Origin of the sequence: Streptomyces enissocaesilis, assembly GCF_039533765.1 — a bacterium.
Classification (GTDB): Bacteria; Actinomycetota; Actinomycetes; order Streptomycetales; family Streptomycetaceae; genus Streptomyces; species Streptomyces enissocaesilis.
In genome coordinates, this window is record NZ_BAAAUD010000005.1 from 63,038 (window position 1) to 79,828 (window position 16,791).

The window sequence follows — 16,791 nt, forward strand, 5'->3', positions numbered from 1 at the left end:
GTTTCGGTCACGTACGAAACCGTAGGCGCCCGGACGGGCGCGGTCGTCCGCCCCCGTGGGGATCCTCCCGCGTCCGTCCCAGGTACTACGCGCCCTCCCTCAGCCACGCGCCCGGAAGGCGTCCGCGTGCTCCGCCGCCCACTGCGCGAAGGTGCGCGCCGGGCGCCCGGTGACCCGTTCGACCGTGTCGACGACGGTGCGGCCCTCCGGCGGGGTGTTCCCGTACACGTCCAGCAGGAAGGCGACGGCCTCCGGGTCCGTACCCGCCTGCCGCCACCGCTCGGCCGCCTGCGCCGCGCTCAGCTCGGTCAGGCCGATCTCCCGGCCGCGCGCCGCCGCCAGGGTCCGCACCTTGTCGCGGACGGTCAGCGTCTCGGGTCCGGTGATCAGGTACGTGCGCCCCGCGTGCCCGTCCTCGGTGAGCGCCACCGCCGCGACCGCGCCGATGTCGGCCTCGTGGACCATCGCGCTGACCCGGTCGACGAAGGGCTCCGCCACCTCGTCCCCCGCGCGGATCCCCTCCGCCCACTCCAGCGCGTTGGCCATGAACTCGACCGGCATGACCAGGGTCCAGTCCACGTCCCCGGCCTCCACCGCGTGCTGGAGCGGGGTCGGGCCGCCCCCGTCGAGGACCGTGACGCGCCGCACGCCCGCCTTCGCCGCCAGCGCGACGATCTCGCCCCCCGTGGTCAGCGGCGCGAAGTACGCTCCCCCGAACGTGATCAGGTGCAGGCCCGTGACGCCCTCCAGCGCGGGGACCAGCGTCCGGGGGTCGGTCAGGTCTCCGCGTACGGTCTCGACCCCGGCCGGGAGGTCCGCCTTCGCCGGGTCACGGGTCAGCGCCCGTACCCGCTCGCCCCTGCGGAGCAGTTCGGCGACCACCTGGCGGCCCACGGTCCCGGTCGCTCCGGTCACGAGAAACGTCATTGCAGGCTCCTTGGCTCGGCTTGTCCCGCCACCGTAGGAACCCTCGCGGACAGGTCCGGTCCGCAAAGAACGACGCGACCGGCGCTCACCGACGGTGCTCACCGACCGGTGTTCAGCGACCGGTGCTCAGTACGCGAGCTGCTCGATCTCCTCCGCGACCACCGCGCACGCGTCCGCCGCCGGGTCGATCAGCGGGAAGTGCCCGACGTCCTCCAGCAGGGTCAGCCAGACCGGCTCGCCCGCCTTCGCCGCCGCGTCGGTGTAGGTCTCGGCGACCGCCTGCGGCACCACGACGTCGGTGCGGCCCTGCACCAGGACCGTGGCGATACCGGTCGGCAGCAGCGCGGCCGGATCGGCGTACGGCCTGCGCTCGTCGAAGTGCTCCTTGCCGCCCACGAGCTCGACGGCCGCCCCCGCGCACACGTCCAGTTCGTGCGCGGCCCCGAGGTCCGCGATCGGCGCGAGCGCGACGACGCCGCGCAGCGCGGGCGCCGCCGGCAGGTGCCACGGCGCGTCGGGGGGCAGTACGTGCCGGGCGGCCGCCCACAGCGCGAGGTGGCCGCCGGCCGAGTGGCCCGTGAGGACGGTGCGCCGGAGGTCGGCGCCGGGCAGGGCCTCCCGTACGAGACCGGGCAGCAGGTCCAGCGCCGCGGCCACGTCGTCGAACGTCTCCGGCCAGCGCCCCGCCACCGGGCCCTCCCCGTGCTGCCGGGGCAGTTCCCTGCCCCGGCGGTACTCGACGTTGGCGACGGCGAAGCCCCGGCGGGCCAGGAAGTCCGCGAACGGCGTGATGTGCTGCCGGTCGTACCGGGCCCGCCAGGCGCCGCCGTGCAGGACGACGACCAGCGGGGCCCGCTCCCGGCCGTCGCGCGGCGCGTAGAAGTCGACCACCTGATCGGGGTGTTCGCCGTACGCGGCGGTCGCGTCGGGCGCGACCGCCGGGTGGGAGAAAGCCGATTCCGCCTCGACAGCGTCCCGTTCGGCTGAGGGGTCCGGCATGCGGGGACCAACCCTTCGGTGCGTACAGCCCATTGATCCAGGTGTCGGGACGCTACCAGCCCTCAGGCCTGCGCTTCTCCCAGGTCTGCGCCCGTGGTGCGACGCAGGACCCGGCCCAGCACCCGTGCCGCCCGCTCCGCGTCCGCGAAGCCGACGTACAGCGGGGTGAAGCCGAAGCGCAGCACGTCGGGGCGGCGGAAGTCGCCCACCACGCCCCGTGCGACGAGCTCCCGCATGACCTCGCCCGCGTCGGCGCCCTCCGCGCCGCCCTCGCACCGCAGCGAGACCTGGCTGCCGCGCTCGTGGTGCGGGACGGGGGTCACCGAAGTGACCAGCCCCTCGGGCACGTACCGGTCCACGCACTCCAGGAAGAAGTCCGTCAGAGCGAGTGACTTCTCGCGCACGTCCTCGACGGCGACGCCCTCCCACACGTCGAGCGCGGCCTCCAGCGCCAGCATCGACAGGATGTCGGGGGTACCGACCCGGCCCCGCGCCGCACCGTCCGCCGGGGCGTAGCCGGGCGTCATGCCGAAGGGGTCGACGTGCGAGTGCCAGCCCGGCAGCGGGGAGTCGAAGGCGGCCTGGTGGCGTGCGGCGACGTACAGGTAGGCGGGGGCGCCGGGACCGCCGTTGAGGTACTTGTACGTGCAGCCGACCGCGAAGTCGACGCCGTGCGCGTCGAGCCCGACCGGCAGCGCGCCCGCGCTGTGGCACAGGTCCCAGACCGTCAGGGCGCCGGCCGCGTGGGCGGCGGCGGTGAGTCCCGGCAGGTCCTGGAGGCGGCCCGTGCGGTAGTCGACGTGGTTGACGAGGGCCACGGCGGTGCGCGGGCCGAGTGCGGCCGCGAGGTCCGCGGGGGCGACGGGGACGACCCGGCGGCCCGTCATCCGGGCCGCGGACTCGGCGATGTAGCCGTCCGTGGGGAAGGTCGAGGCGTCGACGAGGACCTCGTCCCTGGACTCCGGCGCCAGCCGGACCGCGCCCACCACCGCCTTGAAGACGTTGACGCTCGTGGAGTCGCCGGCCACGACCTGGCCCGCGGCCGCGCCCACGAGCGGGGCTATCCGGTCGCCGATCCGCTCGGGCGCGGTCCACCAGCCGCTCTCGTCCCAGGAGCGGATGCGCATCTCGCCCCACTGACGGGTGATGACGTCGGCCATCCGCCCCGGCACGTGGCGCGGCAGCGCGCCCAGCGAGTTGCCGTCCAGGTAGACGCCCTCGTCGTCGAGCGCGAACAGCTCGCGGTGCTTGGCAAGGCCGTCGGCGGAGTCGAGCGCGGCGGCCCGCTCCTGGAGGTCCGGGGAGTCCGGGAAACCGGGGGAATCAGACATGGCTGCGGGCCGTCCAGAGCTCGGGGAAGACGTTCTTCGTGGCGCGCTTCTCCAGCCAGGCCACACCGGCGGAGCCGCCGGTGCCGACCTTGGAGCCCATGGCGCGCCGGGTCGCGACGAGGTGGTCGTTGCGCCAGCGCCAGACCAGCTCGCCGACATCGGTCAGCAACTCGCCCAGGCGCACCAGTTCGGCGTTCTGGTCGCCCTGGTAGAGCTCGGTCCAGACCGCTTCGACCTCGGGCGAGGGCTCGTACTTCTGCGACAGGTCGCGGTTCAGCACGGAGTCCGGCACCGGCAGACCGCGCCGGGCGAGCAGCCGCAGCGTCTCGTCGTACAGGCTCGGCTCGTGCAGCGCCTTCTCCAGCTCGGCGTGCACGCGCGGGGCGCCGCGGTGCGGGACGAGCATCGAGGCGGACTTGTCGCCGAGCAGGAACTCCATCCGGCGGTACATCGCGGACTGGAATCCGGAGCCCTCGCCGAGCGCGCTGCGGTACGAGTTGAACTGCGCGGGGGTGAGGTGGGCGAGCGGCCGCCAGGAGGCGTTGAGGGCCTCCAGTTGGCGCAGGGAACGCTTGAGCGCGTCCGTCGCGACCCGCAGGTCGTCCTGTCCGAGCGCCTTCGCAGCGGTTTCCCACTCGTGGACGATGACGGTGAACCACAACTCCATGACCTGGGTCGTCACCAGGAAGACCATCTCTCCGGGGTCGTCGGAGAGGGGGTGCTGGAGGTGGGTGAGGACATCCGCCTGCACGTAGTCCTCGTAGGGGGTGGTGCCCGCGAAATCGAGGTTCGGGGTGTCCGAACCTGCCGCCTGGGCATCGGGGTTTTGCGACATCGCTGTCTCCTCGACACGAACTTCCAGGTAGCGGTCCGCCCCTTCCTTGTGGCTACGGAGCCCCGGTCCCTTCCCGGCATCATAAGACGTGTCCGCGGAACACGGGAGGCCCGCGCCCGGCGGCACGGGCCGCCACGGCTGTCGCCCCCGGCCGGCCGAGAGGCCGGCCGGGGGCGTCGGCCCAGGGGTCAGCCGAGGGTGTCGGCCGCCGCCGGGGACGAGTCCCGCAGGAACGTCGAGCAGCGCTCGTACTCCTCCTGCTCACCGATCGACTGCGCGGCGCGGGCGAGCGCGTGCAGCGCGCGCAGGAAGCCGCGGTTCGGCTCGTGGTCCCACGGCACGGGGCCGTGGCCCTTCCAGCCGGCGCGGCGCAGCGCGTCGAGGCCGCGGTGGTAGCCGGTGCGGGCGTAGGCGTACGACTCGACGACCCGGCCGTTCTCGAACGCCCCGTCTGCGAGCTGCGCCCAGGCGAGCGAGGACACGGGGTACTTCGCGGCGACGTCGGACGGCGCCGTGCCGTTCGCGAGCAGCTCGCGCGGTTCCGGGTCGTCGGGCAGGTGGGTCGGGGGCGGTCCCCCGAGCAGGTCTTGGTGAATGGCCATGGGCCCCAGTCTGCCTGGCGCGCGGCGCGGTCGTTGCCGCCGGGGGCGCGGGGCTTGTTCCCCTCCAGCGGCGGTGCCGTCACCCCGCAGGGTTCCCTGCGCTCCAATGCCCACACTCCCGCACCATTCCGACACTGCGGCACACCGCTGCCTGCGAAGCCTCGCCCGTACCCGGCTCATCGACGCCCGCTCCGCCCTGGCCCCCTAGACACCCTGTGGTCCACCTGAACACACGCCAAGGGGCAAGCCAGGTCCGGCGATGTCACGCGCGGATTACGTCCTTGCCCAGGGTCGCTAAGCGCCGGCGCATCACTGTGGAAAGTCCGATTCACAGGAACCGAATCTGCCGCACGAGGTACCGCTTGACGATGCTCAGCACCGGGGCGACTCCCATATTCGAATGCGCGTTCCATTATGGGCACTGGAGTGTGAATAATCCCCTTTGGTGGGGTAGTCGACTGTGCTGACACGTACGGTCTGCCGTGGGAAAGCAGACATGGGGCGCAAATACAGGCTGTACCCCACCGTGGTTCAGGAGCAGACCCTGACCAGGTGGGGTCATACAGCACGTGCTCTGTGGAATGTGGCCCTCGCTCAGCGCAGTCATGTGTACCAGCAGCGCGGCCGCAGTGTTCGCGCGGTTGAGCATTGCCGCTATCTCACCGAGGCCCGCTCCGAGAGCGAACTGGCGTGGCTGGCCGAGTTGCCCGCGCAGGCCGGCCAGCAGGTGCTGCGGCACTTGGATGCGGCGTACGACAACTTCTTCAGCCCTGCACACCCTGCGGGGTTCCCGGCGTTCAAGAAGCGCGGGTGCCGACTCTCCGTCCCGCTGCCGGGCCAGGCGGCCGCGGTACGCAAGCTCAACCGACACGGCGGACGCGTGAAACCCAACCGGCCGACCACTCATGGACAGTGGTCGGCCGAAGGGAATCTCCCGGCCTCGGCCAGGAGAAAATCGTCAATTGAGCTTCGTGCCCGTGGAGCGCAGGTTCGCGCACGCCTCGGTGACGCGCGCGGCCATCGACGCCTCGGCCAGCTTGCCCCAGGTGCGCGGGTCGTACGTCTTCTTCGAACCGACCTCGCCGTCGACCTTCAGGACGCCGTCGTAGTTCTTGAACATGTGGTCCGCGATCGGGCGGGTGAAGGCGTACTGGGTGTCGGTGTCGAGGTTCATCTTCACGACACCGTTCTCCAGCGCGGTGGCGATCTCCTCGGCCGTGGAGCCGGAGCCGCCGTGGAAGACGAAGTCGAAGGGGCCCGGGGAGGCGGTCTTGCCGTACTTCTCGGCGACACCCGCCTGGAGGTCCTTCAGCAGCTCGGGGCGGAGCACGACGTTGCCCGGCTTGTAGACGCCGTGCACGTTGCCGAACGAGGCGGCCAGCAGGTAGCGGCCCTTCTCGCCCAGGCCCAGCGCCTCGGCGGTGCGCAGCGCGTCGTCGACGGTCGTGTAGAGCTCGTCGTTGATCTCGTGGGTGACGCCGTCCTCCTCGCCGCCGGTCGGGGTGATCTCGACCTCGAGGATGATCTTCGCGGCGGCGGCCTTCGCGAGCAGCTCCTGGCCGATGGCCAGGTTGTCGGCGAGGGTCTCGGCGGAGCCGTCCCACATGTGCGACTGGAAGAGCGGGTTCAGGCCCTTGGCGACGCGCTCGGCCGACACGTCGATCAGCGGACGTACGTACGTGTCCAGCTTGTCCTTGGGGCAGTGGTCCGTGTGCAGCGCGATCGTCACCGGGTACTTCGCGGCGACGATGTGCGCGAACTCGGCCAGCGCGACGGCGCCGGACACCATGTCCTTGGAGTACTGGCCGCCCAGGAACTCGGCGCCACCGGTGGAGATCTGGATGATGCCGTCGCTCTCGGCCTCCGCGAATCCGCGCAGTGCCGCGTGCAAGGTCTGGGTCGAGGTCACGTTGATGGCCGGGTAGGCGAACTTGCCTGCCTTCGCCCGGTCGAGCATCTCGTTGTAGACCTCGGGGGTTGCGATGGGCATCTGTCCGCTCCTTATGACGTGCGGGTGTGTGGTGCTGGGCCCTGACCTGGGGGCGACGTCATCGTCGCCCCCATCTTTCCAGACTCTCGCCCCGGCTCCACCCTGCGTACGGTCCGGACCTGCGCGAAGGGCGGACCGTTTCACATGAAACAATCCGCCCTCGGTCGAACGCGCAGGTCAGGATGGGCGCGGGTGCGGTTACGCGAGCCCGAGCTCGTCCAGCGAGTAGGCGTTGATGTACGGAAGACCCGCCTCCGCGATCTTCGGGGCCGCGCCCCGCTCCACGATCACCGCGACGCCGACGACCTCGCCGCCCGCCTCGCGGACCGCCTCGACGGCGGTCAGCGGCGAGCCGCCGGTGGTCGAGACGTCCTCGACGACCAGGCAGCGGCGGCCCTTGACGTCCGTGCCCTCGATGCGGCGCTGCATGCCGTGCGCCTTGCCCGCCTTGCGTACGACGAAGGCGTCGAGCCGCTGCCCGCGCGCGTGCGACGCGTGCAGCATGGAGGTGGCCACCGGGTCGGCGCCCAGCGTCAGACCGCCCACGCAGTCGTAGTCCAGCTCGGCGGTGGCGTCGAGCATCACCTGGCCGACCATCGGCGCGGCCTCGCCGTCCAGCGTGATCCGGCGCAGGTCGATGTACCAGTCGGCCTCGATCCCCGAAGACAGGGTCACCTTGCCGTGCACCACGGCCTTGTCCTTGATCTGCTGGAGCAGCTCACCACGTACGTCAGTCATGCCCATGAGCTTAAAGCCGCCGTCGCCGCCGCCGCGTCACAGCCGCCGCCAGGTCCAGGTGGTCTCGGTCTCCAGGGGCTCGATGGGCGTCACGTACCGCGGCATCGTGTTGATCCCGTTCGGCGGCCCGGTCTGCGGCTCCACGCACACCGCTTCGGTCTGCTCGTCGTAGACGACGACCCACTCGGCGCGGCTGGCCACCTTCAGCTCCAGCTGCCCCGGCCAGGTGAGCGTGACGTCCACGCCGTCCGGCATCCCGAAGCAGTCGTCCCACGGGCCGGGCCGGGGCTCGGTCCGCCGTCCGGTGGGGAGGTGGTCGTCGCCGCGCTCCTCCTGCCAGGCGGGGGTGAAATCGATCCGCACGTCCTCCCCGCCGAGGTTGCGGAGGAACCAGGGGTGCCAGCCGGCCTGCGCCGGGAAGGAGTCGCTGTACGTCTCGATCCCCATCGTCAGGGTGAGGGAGTCCCCGGTCAGCCCGAAACCCTGGGTGACCCGGCCCTGGTACGGCCACGGCTCGGCCAGGTCGTACGTGAACGCGGCCTCGCTCTTCTCGGCGCGGGCCGTGTGCCAGGCGGTGTCCCGGCCCGTGCCGTGGATCGCGTGGGGCGGGGAGTTGAGGGGCATCTGGTGCGGGGTCGCGCCGCTGAGGAACCTGCCGTGGCCGATGCGCCCGCACCACGGCACCATCGGGAAGCAGCCGTACCGCTCCCCCTGCCGCAGCAGCTCGGTCCCGCCGATGCGCAGGCCGGTGATGCGGCAGCCGTTGTCCGGGTCGATGATCAGCTCGGCGTCGCCCGCCGCCAGTCGCGTCTCTTGGGTGCTCACGTTCCCGACCCTAAGGTCTGCCGCCCGGCGGGGCGTGCGCGACGGCGTTGTTCCTCGACGTTCCCTCGCGTTCCCCCGTTCCCTCGCGTTCCCCCCGGCCGTTGTTCCCGCGGCCGGGGCTCAGCGTCTGCGCCGCAGCACCCGCCCCACCACGACCGCCGAGGCCAGCGCGAACGCGGCGGCGGGGGCGATCCAGCGCAGGGTGTCGGTCGTCGACGTCGACTGCGGGGCGGGTACCGGGGCGTACCGCCCGCGCGGCGGCGCGTGGTCGACCTCCTCCGCACTGCGGCCGATCATGGTGCGGCGCGCATGCGCCGCCTCGGCCGGCGGCTCCGGCGGCGAGGGCACCCCGGGCACGTCCGCCAGGCCGGGCACGTCGGCCAGCGGATCCAGCGACGGCGGCGGCACCTCGGTCTCGAAGACCGACGCCCGCGGCTCACCGCTCCCTCCGGCGTCGGCGACGACCTCGGCATCGGCATCGGCATCGGCCGCCGTGCGTGCGTCCGCCCGCGTGTCGCCGGCCGGGGGTTCCGCCAGGCGGGTGGTGAAGCGGTCCAGCAGGCGGTGGGACGCGGACAGCGTCGCCGGCGCGTCGAGCTCCGCGATGCGGCCCTCGCCGCTCGCCGTACCCGTGTACGTCACCGTCGTACCGCCGTCGGCCTCCCTCAGGCGTACCGTCAGCGCCACCTTGACCGACCCCGTGCCGCGGGCCTCCGTGCCCCGGCCCTCGACGGTGAAGGTGCCGTCCGGGCGGCCGGTGACGCGCAGGGTCCCCCGGTACGTGATCGTGTGGCCGTCGATGCGGACCCTCAGCCGTCCGGTGAGCGGACCGGACGCCTCGTCGGCGTCCTGCTGGAGGCCGGGAACGCAGCGCGCGACCCGGGCGGGGTCCCCCAGGGCGTGTCGCAGGGCCTCTGCCGGAACCGGAACGAACACCTCATGCTCCATGGGACCCGAGCCTACTCACGCATGCCCGCCCCGCACCCGCCCCGGTGGGGAATCCGTACCGGGAATCCGCACAAGTGATCCGACGGACACCACGGGCGGTCAGTGCGCGTACCGCGGATGCACCAGCGTCGACGCCACCACTCCCGGCACCCGCGCCTCCTGTGCCGACCGCTCCCCGGCCCGGAGCACCGCCGGCGTCAGCGACCGCAGCCGGGGGGCACCGGCCGCGAGGCCGAGGGCGGGGCGCGTGTCCCGCGCGGCGAGTACGAAACCCCAGTCGCGCGGGGCCACCGCCGTGCCCGGGTCGCGGTCGGGGCCCGCGACGAAGCCGGAGAGGCGGCCGGTCGTACGGTACGGGCGTGTCCGCAGCCCCGCGGCCCGCAGCGTCGCGTCGACCGTCCAGTAGACGCGCGGCCGGGTCGCCAGCGGCCCCGCGTGGACGGCCATCCGCCCGCCGTCCGCCAGGACGCGTGACGCCAGCCCGAAGAACTCCTGGGAGTACAGCTTCGTGCTCGGTGTGATGCCGGGGTCGGGCAGATCCGAGATGACCACGTCGTACGGCCGCCCGCCCCGCCCCCCGTCCCGCAGCCAGGTGAACGCGTCGGCGGTCTCGACCCGCAGCCGCGGATCCCGGTGGGCTCCCCCGTTCAGCGCCGACAGGGCGGGGTCGTCGCGGGCCAGTTCGACGAGATCCGGGTCCAGCTCCACCACCGTGAGCGACTCCACGTCCGGGTAGCGCAGCACCTCCCGCGCCGCCAGCCCGTCACCGCCGCCCAGGATCACCACGCGCGCATGGTGTCCGCGCATCGCGGGGTGGACCAGCGCCTCGTGGTACCGGTGCTCGTCGCGGCCGCCGACCCGCAGCCGCCCGTCGAGGAAGACGTCGAGCCGCCCGTCCGGACCGCCGGTGACGACGATCTCCTGTACGCCGGTCTGCACGGCGACCCGCACCCCTTCCCCGTACACCGCCCGCCGCGCCGCCCGCTCGAAGTCGTCGACGAGGGCCGTCGCGGTGGCGAGCAGCGCCAGCACCAGCACGTTCGCGACGACCAGCAGACAGCGCTCGCGCCGCGCCAGTTCGTGCCGGAAGAGCCACAGCACCAGCGCCCCGCCCGCCACCGTGTTGACCGCCCCGGTCAGCAGCGCCCCGGTCAGCTGACCGAACAGCGGCAGCAGGAGGAACGGGAAGGCGAGGCCGCCGACCAGCGCCCCGACGTAGTCCGCGGCGAAGAGGTCCGCCACGTCGCCGCTCGTGTCCCGGCCCTCCCCGCGCCGGGCCATGCGCTGGATCAGCGTCATCAGCAGCGGGATCTCGGCGCCGATGAGCACCCCGATGGCCAGCGAGAAGCCGACCAGCGCGTACCGCGCCCCGCCGAACCAGGCGAACGTCGTGTAGAGCACCAGCGCCGAGGTGCCGCCGACCAGGGCCAGCGCGGCCTCCACCAGTCCGAAGCCGACCGCGGCGCGGCACCGCAGCCGCTTGGCGAGCAGCGAGCCGACGCCCATCGCGAAGACCATCACCGAGAGCACGACGGACGCCTGGGTGACGGAGTCCCCGATCAAGTACGAAGCGAGGGCGACCAGTTCGAGTTCGTACACGAGGCCGCACGCGGCGCAGACGAAGACCGCGCCGAGCACCAGGAAACGGCCGGTCCGCGGACGCACGGGCAGGGCCGCCGGGGCTTCCGGCGCCGACAGCGACACAGGCGCATCGATCACCATGGGAACGGTACGTCACGGCGGACTGACCGACCGTCACCCGTAAGAGTGCATCTACAGAGTCGCAGGCATACGTGCGCCGACCCGTGATCGCGTCGCCACCAACCGGCCCTCCTGCGGATACGCGTGCCAGGTGCGCCACCGCACCTGGCCCTCGCACCGCTGCGCCAGCATCGCCGTGAACGCGTGCGGACTGCCGGGGAACGTGCCCGCCAGGCCATGGGGGTGGTCGGCGACGAGCGCGAGGAGTTCCTGCGCCCGGCCCGCGAACTGCCCCTGGGAGAGCGTCTCCACACGGGCGGCGAACTCGTACTCCCACGCTCCGAGCCGTTTGGCCACGCCCAGCGGCAATGGCGTACTGGTGCCGGACATGCAGGCGACCGTCTCGGAACAGGTGCTTTCGTCCTCCTCCAGGAGCACTTGGTGGGAGGCGCCGAGGAGCCTCAACTGGATCGTGGCGCCGCCCAGTCGCAGGTCGAGCACGGCGAGGGCCGGCAGCGGCCCGAGCCCCAGCGCCCAGGCCAGATCGGCGGCGCGCGTGTCGGTGTAGGCGGTCTTGAGGGTCGTGAGCATGAGTGGGCTCCGCAAACAGGCGTTCGGAAAGGCAGACAGGGGTCACCCGGGATGCGGTGTGGGGGAATTCGGGGACCGCCTGCTCGGGTCCACATGAGGTCCGAGGGCTGGTGTTCTCGACAGCGAGGGAATCACGTAGGGTGCTGCGGTCACAGCGCTTTTACCCAACTTGACGTGGTTTCCACCCCCCGGGGGACTACCGGTTCAATTGTTCAACAGAAAAGCACCCGGCGGGAGTTGCCCCGCCGGGCGCATGGGTCTGACGTTCTGCGCGGTGCTGTTGCGGTATACGGAGCGACGGCTCCGCGTTGCGGTGGAAGCGGAGGCGACTGCCCCGTGTCAGTCGCCTCCGCCCCCGCCGCAACCACCCCCGCCCCCGCCGCAACCGCCCCCGCCGCCCCAGGACGAACCACGGTTCTGGCTGCCCTCCCACCAGCTGCCGCCACCGCTGTAGTGGCCGCCCGGCCCCCGGCCGCGCTTGCCCGCGAGCACGGTCAGCCCCACGATCACCAGCAGGCCGAATCCCACGATCCCCACGGCCCTCACCGCCCTTCCGGTCCCCCGAAGCGAGGTGCTCGCTTCTTCCGTGTGCGTGTCTTGCGTGACCGGGTGATGCCCTCGGCGGTGCGGAGCCAAAGCAGACTTGAGCAACTCCAGAGCTTCGGCCCAGGATGGCCGTCATGACGACGCCGACAGACCAAGCACACGGCCGGGACCACGGCCACCGCCCCCTGCTCAACCGCAGGCTGGCGGAGTTCGGGACGACGATCTTCGCGGAGATGTCGGCGCTGGCCCTGAGCACCGGCTCGATCAACCTCGGCCAGGGCTTCCCCGACACCGACGGCCCCGAGGAGATCAGGGAGGCGGCCGTTCGTGCCCTGCGCGACGGCCGCGGCAACCAGTACCCGCCCGGCCCCGGCGTCCCCGAGCTGCGTACCGCGATCGCCGCCCATCAGGAGCGCTTCTACGGGACGTCCTACGATCCCGGCACCGAGGTGCTCGTCACCGCCGGCGCCACCGAGGCGGTCGCCGCGTCCCTCCTCGCCCTGGTGGAACCCGGCGACGAGGTCGTCGCGCTGGAGCCGTACTACGACTCGTACGCCGCCTGCATCGCGATGGCGGGCGGCACCCGCGTCCCGGTCACCCTGCGCCCGCACGAGGACCGGTACGTACTCGACCTGGACGAACTCCGTGCCGCCGTCACCCCTCGCACCCGCCTCCTCCTCCTCAACACCCCGCACAACCCCACCGGCACCGTCCTCTCCCGCGAGGAGCTGACCGCGATCGCCGCGCTCGCGGTCGAGCGCGATCTCCTCGTCGTCACCGACGAGGTCTACGAACACCTGGTCTTCGACGGCGAGCACATCCCGCTCGCGTCGCTGCCCGGCATGCGCGAGCGCACGGTCACCGTGTCGTCGGCGGGAAAGACGTTCTCCTTCACCGGCTGGAAGGTCGGCTGGATCACCGCGTCCCCCGCCCTGGTGACGGCCGTCCGCAGCGCCAAGCAGTACCTGACGTACGTGTCGGCCGGGCCCTTCCAGTACGCCGTCGCCGAGGCCCTGCGGCTGCCGGAGGCGTACTTCACGGGCCTCCGCGAGGACCTGCGGGCCAAGCGCGACCTGCTGTCCGCCGGGCTCGCCGATGCCGGCTTCGAGGTCTACCGCCCGGCCGGCACGTACTTCGTCACCACCGACATCCGTCCGCTGGGCGAGACCGACGGCTTCGCCTTCTGCCGTGCGCTGCCCGAGCGGTGCGGGGTGGTCGCCGTCCCGAACGCGGTCTTCTACGACCACCGGGAGGAGGGCGCCCCGTTCGTGCGGTTCGCCTTCTGCAAGCGGACCGAGGTGCTCCAGGACGCGGTGGCCCGTCTGAAGGGCCTGGCCGGCGGCTAGCACGGTCGGCCGGCACCGGGCTGTCGTCGGGTTACGGGGTGTGCCTGGTGACGACCGCCCCGGTTCCGCTGTGCGGCGCGCCGCCGCTCAGGCGTCGTCGCCGCCGTCGCCGTCGGCGGAGTCGACGTCCTTCTCCAGGCCGAGCTGCTCGACGAGCCACTTGTCGAACTCGATCGAGGCGCGCACCCAGCCGACCGTCGACGAGACGAAGTGCTCCAGGCTGACGCCGGTGCCGATCAGCATCTGCGCCTCACCGATGAGACGGACGGTGCCGTCGTCGTGGGTGTGGCTGTAGACCTTGGGCCACAGCGTGCGGCGGTTCCAGTCGTCGATCAGTTCGAGGAGCTGGACCTTCTCCTCGATCGCGTGCGGCCGGTCGTAGAAGGTCCGCACCGAGAAGACCTGCTGGTCGTCCTCGCCGCGGAACATGAAGTACGTGCGGAATTCCTCCCACGGCGCGGCGAGGTCGCCCTCGTCGTCGACGACGTACTTCAGCTCCATCTGGTCGAGCAGCTGCTTGACGAGGTCCTGGTCCGGGACGACGGGGCCGGCCGGCCCTTCCGGCTGCGGTTCGGGCTGGCCCCCGAAGTTGGGAATCGAGGACGGGTCGATAGACATGTTCAGTACTCCTGGGATCTCGCGTGTGGGGTCTCGGGTGGCTGCCTGACATCGACCCTAGCCGCGAAAGCGGGCCGGGGTCCTTCGCCCTCCGCTGAACTCCGCCGGACTGCGCCGGAACCGCTACCGGGCGGCGCCCACGACCAGTCCGTCCTCGAAGCGGTCCACCCGTACCGTGTCGCCGTCGGTGACCTCGCCCGCCAGGATCTCCTTCGCGAGCCGGTCGCCGATCGCCGTCTGGATGAGGCGGCGCAGCGGCCGGGCCCCGTAGGCCGGATCCTGGCCCTTGTCCGCCAGCCAGGCCAGGGCGGCCGGGGTGACGTCGAGGGTGAGGCGGCGGTCGGCGAGGCGCTTGGCGAGGCGGCCGATCTGGAGCTCGGCGATGTGCGCCAGCTCGTCCCCCGACAGCGCGGAGAAGACGACCAGGTCGTCGAGGCGGTTGAGGAACTCCGGCTTGAAGGAGGTCCGTACGACCTCCAGGACCTGCTCCTTCTTCACTTCCGCGCTGGTCAGAGGATCGACGAGGTACTGACTTCCGAGGTTGGAGGTCAGGATGAGGATGGTGTTGCGGAAGTCCACCGTCCGGCCCTGGCCGTCGGTGAGGCGGCCGTCGTCGAGGACCTGGAGCAGGATGTCGAAGACCTCGGGGTGCGCCTTCTCGACCTCGTCGAGGAGTACGACGCTGTACGGGCGGCGGCGGACCGCCTCCGTGAGCTGGCCGCCCTCCTCGTAGCCGACGTAGCCGGGCGGGGCGCCGACCAGCCGGGCGACGCTGTGCTTCTCGCCGTACTCGCTCATGTCGATGCGGATCATCGCCCGCTCGTCGTCGAAGAGGAAGTCCGCGAGCGCCTTGGCCAGCTCGGTCTTGCCGACACCGGTCGGGCCGAGGAAGAGGAACGAGCCGGTCGGACGGTCGGGGTCGGCGATGCCGGCGCGGGTGCGGCGTACCGCGTCCGAGACCGCCCGTACCGCCTCGTGCTGTCCGATCAGGCGCCTGCCGAGTTCGTCCTCCATGCGCAGCAGCTTCTGCGTCTCGCCTTCGAGCAGGCGCCCGGCGGGGATGCCGGTCCAGGAGCCGACCACGTCCGCGATGTCGTCGGGGCCGACCTCCTCCTTGACCATGGTGTCGGTACGGGCCTCCGCCTCGGCGGCGGCGGCCTCCTCCAGCTCGCGCTCCAGGCCGGGGATCTCGCCGTACAGCAGCTTGGAGGCGGTGTCGAAGTCGCCGTCGCGCTGGGCGCGCTCGGCCTGGCCGCGCAGGTCGTCGAGCTTCTCCTTCAGCTCACCGACGCGGTTGAGGCCCTGCTTCTCCTTCTCCCAGCGGGCGTTGAGGCCGCGCAGCTCCTCCTCCTTGTCGGCGAGGTCGCGGCGGAGCTTCTCCAGCCGCTGCCTGCTCGCCGGGTCGGACTCGTTCTTGAGCGCGAGCTCCTCCATCTTCAGCCGGTCGACGGAGCGCTGGAGCTCGTCGATCTCGACGGGCGAGGAGTCGATCTCCATGCGCAGGCGCGAGGCGGCCTCGTCGACGAGGTCGATGGCCTTGTCGGGGAGGAAGCGGGAGGTGATGTACCGGTCGGAGAGGGTCGCGGCGGCCACCAGCGCGGAGTCCGCGATCTGCACCTTGTGGTGGGCCTCGTACCGCCCCTTGAGGCCGCGGAGGATTGCGATGGTGTCCTCGACGCTCGGCTCGGCGACCAGCACCTGCTGGAAGCGGCGTTCCAGGGCGGGGTCCTTCTCGATCCGCTCGCGGTACTCGTCGAGGGTCGTCGCGCCGACCATGCGCAGCTCGCCGCGGGCCAGCATCGGCTTGAGCATGTTTCCGGCGTCCATGGCGGAGTCGCCGCCGGCGCCGGCCCCCACGACGGTGTGCAGCTCGTCGATGAAGGTGATGATCTGGCCGTCGCTCTCCTTGATCTCGGAGAGGACGGTCTTGAGCCGCTCCTCGAACTCGCCGCGGTACTTGGCCCCGGCGACCATCGCGCCCAGGTCCAGCGACACCAGCCGCTTGTTCTTGAGCGACTCCGGCACGTCGCCCTTGACGATGCGCTGGGCGAGTCCTTCGACCACGGCGGTCTTGCCGACGCCCGGCTCACCGATCAGCACCGGGTTGTTCTTCGTACGCCGCGACAGCACCTGCACGACGCGCCGGATCTCCTGGTCCCGCCCGATGACCGGGTCGAGCTTCCCCTCGCGCGCGGCCGCCGTGAAATCGGTGCCGAACTTCTCCAGGGCCTTGTACTGGCCCTCCGGATCGGGTGTGGTCACCCGGCGTCCTCCCCTGATCTTCTCGAACGTCTCCAGCAGTTCCGCGGCGCTCGCGCCCTCCTGGGACAGTACGTCCCCGGCCCTGCCGCCCTTGGCCGCGATGCCGATGAGCAGGTGCTCGGTGGAGAGGTAGTCGTCGCCCAGCTCCTTCGCCCGCTGCGAGGCGTCGGCGATGACCGCGAGCAGCTCGCGGCCCGGCTGCGGCGGAGCGACGGTCGACCCCGTCACGCTGGGCAGCGCGGCGAGCACGCGCTCGGCCCCGGCCCGTACGGCCGCCTGGTCCGCCTCGACGGCGGCCAGCAGATCGACGATGTTCTCGTTGTCCTCGCCCGCGAGCAGGGCCAGCAGCAGATGCGCGGGGGTGAGGTCCGCGTGCCCGTCCTGCACGGCGCGACTGCTCGCCGACTGGATCGCGTCCCGGCTCTTGTTGGTCAGCTCTGCGTCCACTGCGCTCTCTCTCCTCCTCGGCGGGCGGGGATCTTTCTCCCTCAACTATGACTTGTTCAGCATGCGCAAAGTTGAGTCTATTCCA

General features: G+C 71.9%; 15 protein-coding genes and 1 pseudogene. 2 read left to right on the forward strand and 14 right to left on the reverse strand.

The features are described from left to right. Nucleotides 1-99: 99 nt before the first annotated feature. The 5 genes from ABD374_RS01105 to ABD374_RS01125 form a co-directional block, all read right to left on the reverse strand. On the reverse strand, nucleotides 100-927 hold the full coding sequence (locus ABD374_RS01105) for an NAD(P)H-binding protein (protein WP_344489099.1): 828 nt from the start codon (nucleotides 925-927) through the stop codon (nucleotides 100-102). A gap of 126 nt (nucleotides 928-1,053) precedes the next feature. Next, nucleotides 1,054-1,926 carry an alpha/beta hydrolase gene (locus tag ABD374_RS01110; protein WP_344489102.1) on the reverse strand — a complete coding sequence of 291 codons (873 nt, stop codon included), beginning with the start codon at nucleotides 1,924-1,926 and terminating at the stop codon, nucleotides 1,054-1,056. A gap of 62 nt (nucleotides 1,927-1,988) precedes the next feature. Then, nucleotides 1,989-3,257, reverse strand: coding sequence for a kynureninase (gene kynU / locus ABD374_RS01115; RefSeq protein ID WP_344489105.1), 1,269 nt, complete (start codon nucleotides 3,255-3,257; stop codon nucleotides 1,989-1,991). After that, nucleotides 3,250-4,092: a tryptophan 2,3-dioxygenase family protein gene (locus ABD374_RS01120; RefSeq protein ID WP_344489108.1), complete on the reverse strand. Its 843-nt coding sequence runs from the start codon at nucleotides 4,090-4,092 to the stop codon at nucleotides 3,250-3,252. The genes kynU and ABD374_RS01120 overlap by 8 nt, the downstream gene beginning before the upstream one ends. A 188-nt stretch (nucleotides 4,093-4,280) precedes the next feature. Then, the gene (locus ABD374_RS01125) at nucleotides 4,281-4,694 is read right to left on the reverse strand and encodes a DUF3151 domain-containing protein (protein ID WP_344489111.1); all 414 of its coding nucleotides are present in this window, start codon (nucleotides 4,692-4,694) and stop codon (nucleotides 4,281-4,283) included. Between the two features lie 496 nt (nucleotides 4,695-5,190). Between ABD374_RS01125 and ABD374_RS01130 the strand changes: the two are divergent. Continuing rightward, nucleotides 5,191-5,307: pseudogene (locus ABD374_RS01130) on the forward strand (helix-turn-helix domain-containing protein); the annotation flags it as partial. Nucleotides 5,308-5,652: 345 nt separating this feature from the next. Here the strand turns inward: ABD374_RS01130 and fbaA are convergent. The 7 genes from fbaA to ABD374_RS01165 form a co-directional block, all read right to left on the reverse strand. Next, on the reverse strand, nucleotides 5,653-6,684 hold the full coding sequence (fbaA, locus tag ABD374_RS01135) for a class II fructose-bisphosphate aldolase (RefSeq protein WP_344489114.1): 1,032 nt from the start codon (nucleotides 6,682-6,684) through the stop codon (nucleotides 5,653-5,655). Nucleotides 6,685-6,882: 198 nt separating this feature from the next. Further along, complete coding sequence (pyrE, locus tag ABD374_RS01140; protein ID WP_344489117.1) at nucleotides 6,883-7,422, reverse strand: orotate phosphoribosyltransferase; 540 nt, start codon at nucleotides 7,420-7,422, stop codon at nucleotides 6,883-6,885. Between the two features lie 36 nt (nucleotides 7,423-7,458). Then, nucleotides 7,459-8,247, reverse strand: a complete 789-nt coding sequence (locus ABD374_RS01145) for an aldose epimerase family protein (protein WP_344489120.1) — start codon at nucleotides 8,245-8,247, stop codon at nucleotides 7,459-7,461. A gap of 120 nt (nucleotides 8,248-8,367) precedes the next feature. Then, nucleotides 8,368-9,195: an SRPBCC domain-containing protein gene (locus ABD374_RS01150; RefSeq protein WP_344489123.1), complete on the reverse strand. Its 828-nt coding sequence runs from the start codon at nucleotides 9,193-9,195 to the stop codon at nucleotides 8,368-8,370. A 99-nt stretch (nucleotides 9,196-9,294) separates the two neighbouring features. Beyond that, entirely contained in the window at nucleotides 9,295-10,914 is a 1,620-nt protein-coding gene (locus tag ABD374_RS01155) for a polyamine aminopropyltransferase (RefSeq protein WP_425577092.1), read from the reverse strand. 54 nt (nucleotides 10,915-10,968) lie between these two features. Beyond that, complete coding sequence (locus ABD374_RS01160) at nucleotides 10,969-11,487, reverse strand: DUF2617 family protein (protein ID WP_344489129.1); 519 nt, start codon at nucleotides 11,485-11,487, stop codon at nucleotides 10,969-10,971. A 339-nt stretch (nucleotides 11,488-11,826) separates the two neighbouring features. Next, nucleotides 11,827-12,024: a hypothetical protein gene (locus tag ABD374_RS01165; RefSeq protein WP_344489132.1), complete on the reverse strand. Its 198-nt coding sequence runs from the start codon at nucleotides 12,022-12,024 to the stop codon at nucleotides 11,827-11,829. 143 nt (nucleotides 12,025-12,167) lie between these two features. Between ABD374_RS01165 and ABD374_RS01170 the strand changes: the two genes are divergently transcribed. Next, on the forward strand, nucleotides 12,168-13,379 hold the full coding sequence (locus tag ABD374_RS01170; RefSeq protein ID WP_344489135.1) for a pyridoxal phosphate-dependent aminotransferase: 1,212 nt from the start codon (nucleotides 12,168-12,170) through the stop codon (nucleotides 13,377-13,379). Nucleotides 13,380-13,466: 87 nt separating this feature from the next. On the opposite strand, the gene ABD374_RS01175 is transcribed toward ABD374_RS01170, so the two are convergent. Then, nucleotides 13,467-13,997: a type III secretion system chaperone family protein gene (locus ABD374_RS01175; RefSeq protein ID WP_344489138.1), complete on the reverse strand. Its 531-nt coding sequence runs from the start codon at nucleotides 13,995-13,997 to the stop codon at nucleotides 13,467-13,469. A 123-nt stretch (nucleotides 13,998-14,120) separates the two neighbouring features. Further along, nucleotides 14,121-16,706, reverse strand: coding sequence for an ATP-dependent chaperone ClpB (gene clpB, locus ABD374_RS01180; RefSeq protein WP_344489141.1), 2,586 nt, complete (start codon nucleotides 16,704-16,706; stop codon nucleotides 14,121-14,123). Nucleotides 16,707-16,791: the final 85 nt, after the last annotated feature.

Excerpts from the sequence above, each read along its gene's own strand:
- ABD374_RS01105 (WP_344489099.1), bottom strand. The coding sequence starts at position 927 with ATGACGTTTCTCGTGACCGGAGCGACCGGGACCGTGGGCCGCCAGGTG.
- ABD374_RS01110 (WP_344489102.1), bottom strand. The coding sequence starts at position 1,926 with ATGCCGGACCCCTCAGCCGAACGGGACGCTGTCGAGGCGGAATCGGCT.
- kynU (WP_344489105.1), bottom strand. The coding sequence starts at position 3,257 with ATGTCTGATTCCCCCGGTTTCCCGGACTCCCCGGACCTCCAGGAGCGG.
- ABD374_RS01120 (WP_344489108.1), bottom strand. The coding sequence starts at position 4,092 with ATGTCGCAAAACCCCGATGCCCAGGCGGCAGGTTCGGACACCCCGAAC.
- ABD374_RS01125 (WP_344489111.1), bottom strand. The coding sequence starts at position 4,694 with ATGGCCATTCACCAAGACCTGCTCGGGGGACCGCCCCCGACCCACCTG.
- fbaA (WP_344489114.1), bottom strand. The coding sequence starts at position 6,684 with ATGCCCATCGCAACCCCCGAGGTCTACAACGAGATGCTCGACCGGGCG.
- pyrE (WP_344489117.1), bottom strand. The coding sequence starts at position 7,422 with ATGACTGACGTACGTGGTGAGCTGCTCCAGCAGATCAAGGACAAGGCC.
- ABD374_RS01150 (WP_344489123.1), bottom strand. The coding sequence starts at position 9,195 with ATGGAGCATGAGGTGTTCGTTCCGGTTCCGGCAGAGGCCCTGCGACAC.
- ABD374_RS01160 (WP_344489129.1), bottom strand. The coding sequence starts at position 11,487 with ATGCTCACGACCCTCAAGACCGCCTACACCGACACGCGCGCCGCCGAT.
- ABD374_RS01170 (WP_344489135.1), top strand. The coding sequence starts at position 12,168 with ATGACGACGCCGACAGACCAAGCACACGGCCGGGACCACGGCCACCGC.
- ABD374_RS01175 (WP_344489138.1), bottom strand. The coding sequence starts at position 13,997 with ATGTCTATCGACCCGTCCTCGATTCCCAACTTCGGGGGCCAGCCCGAA.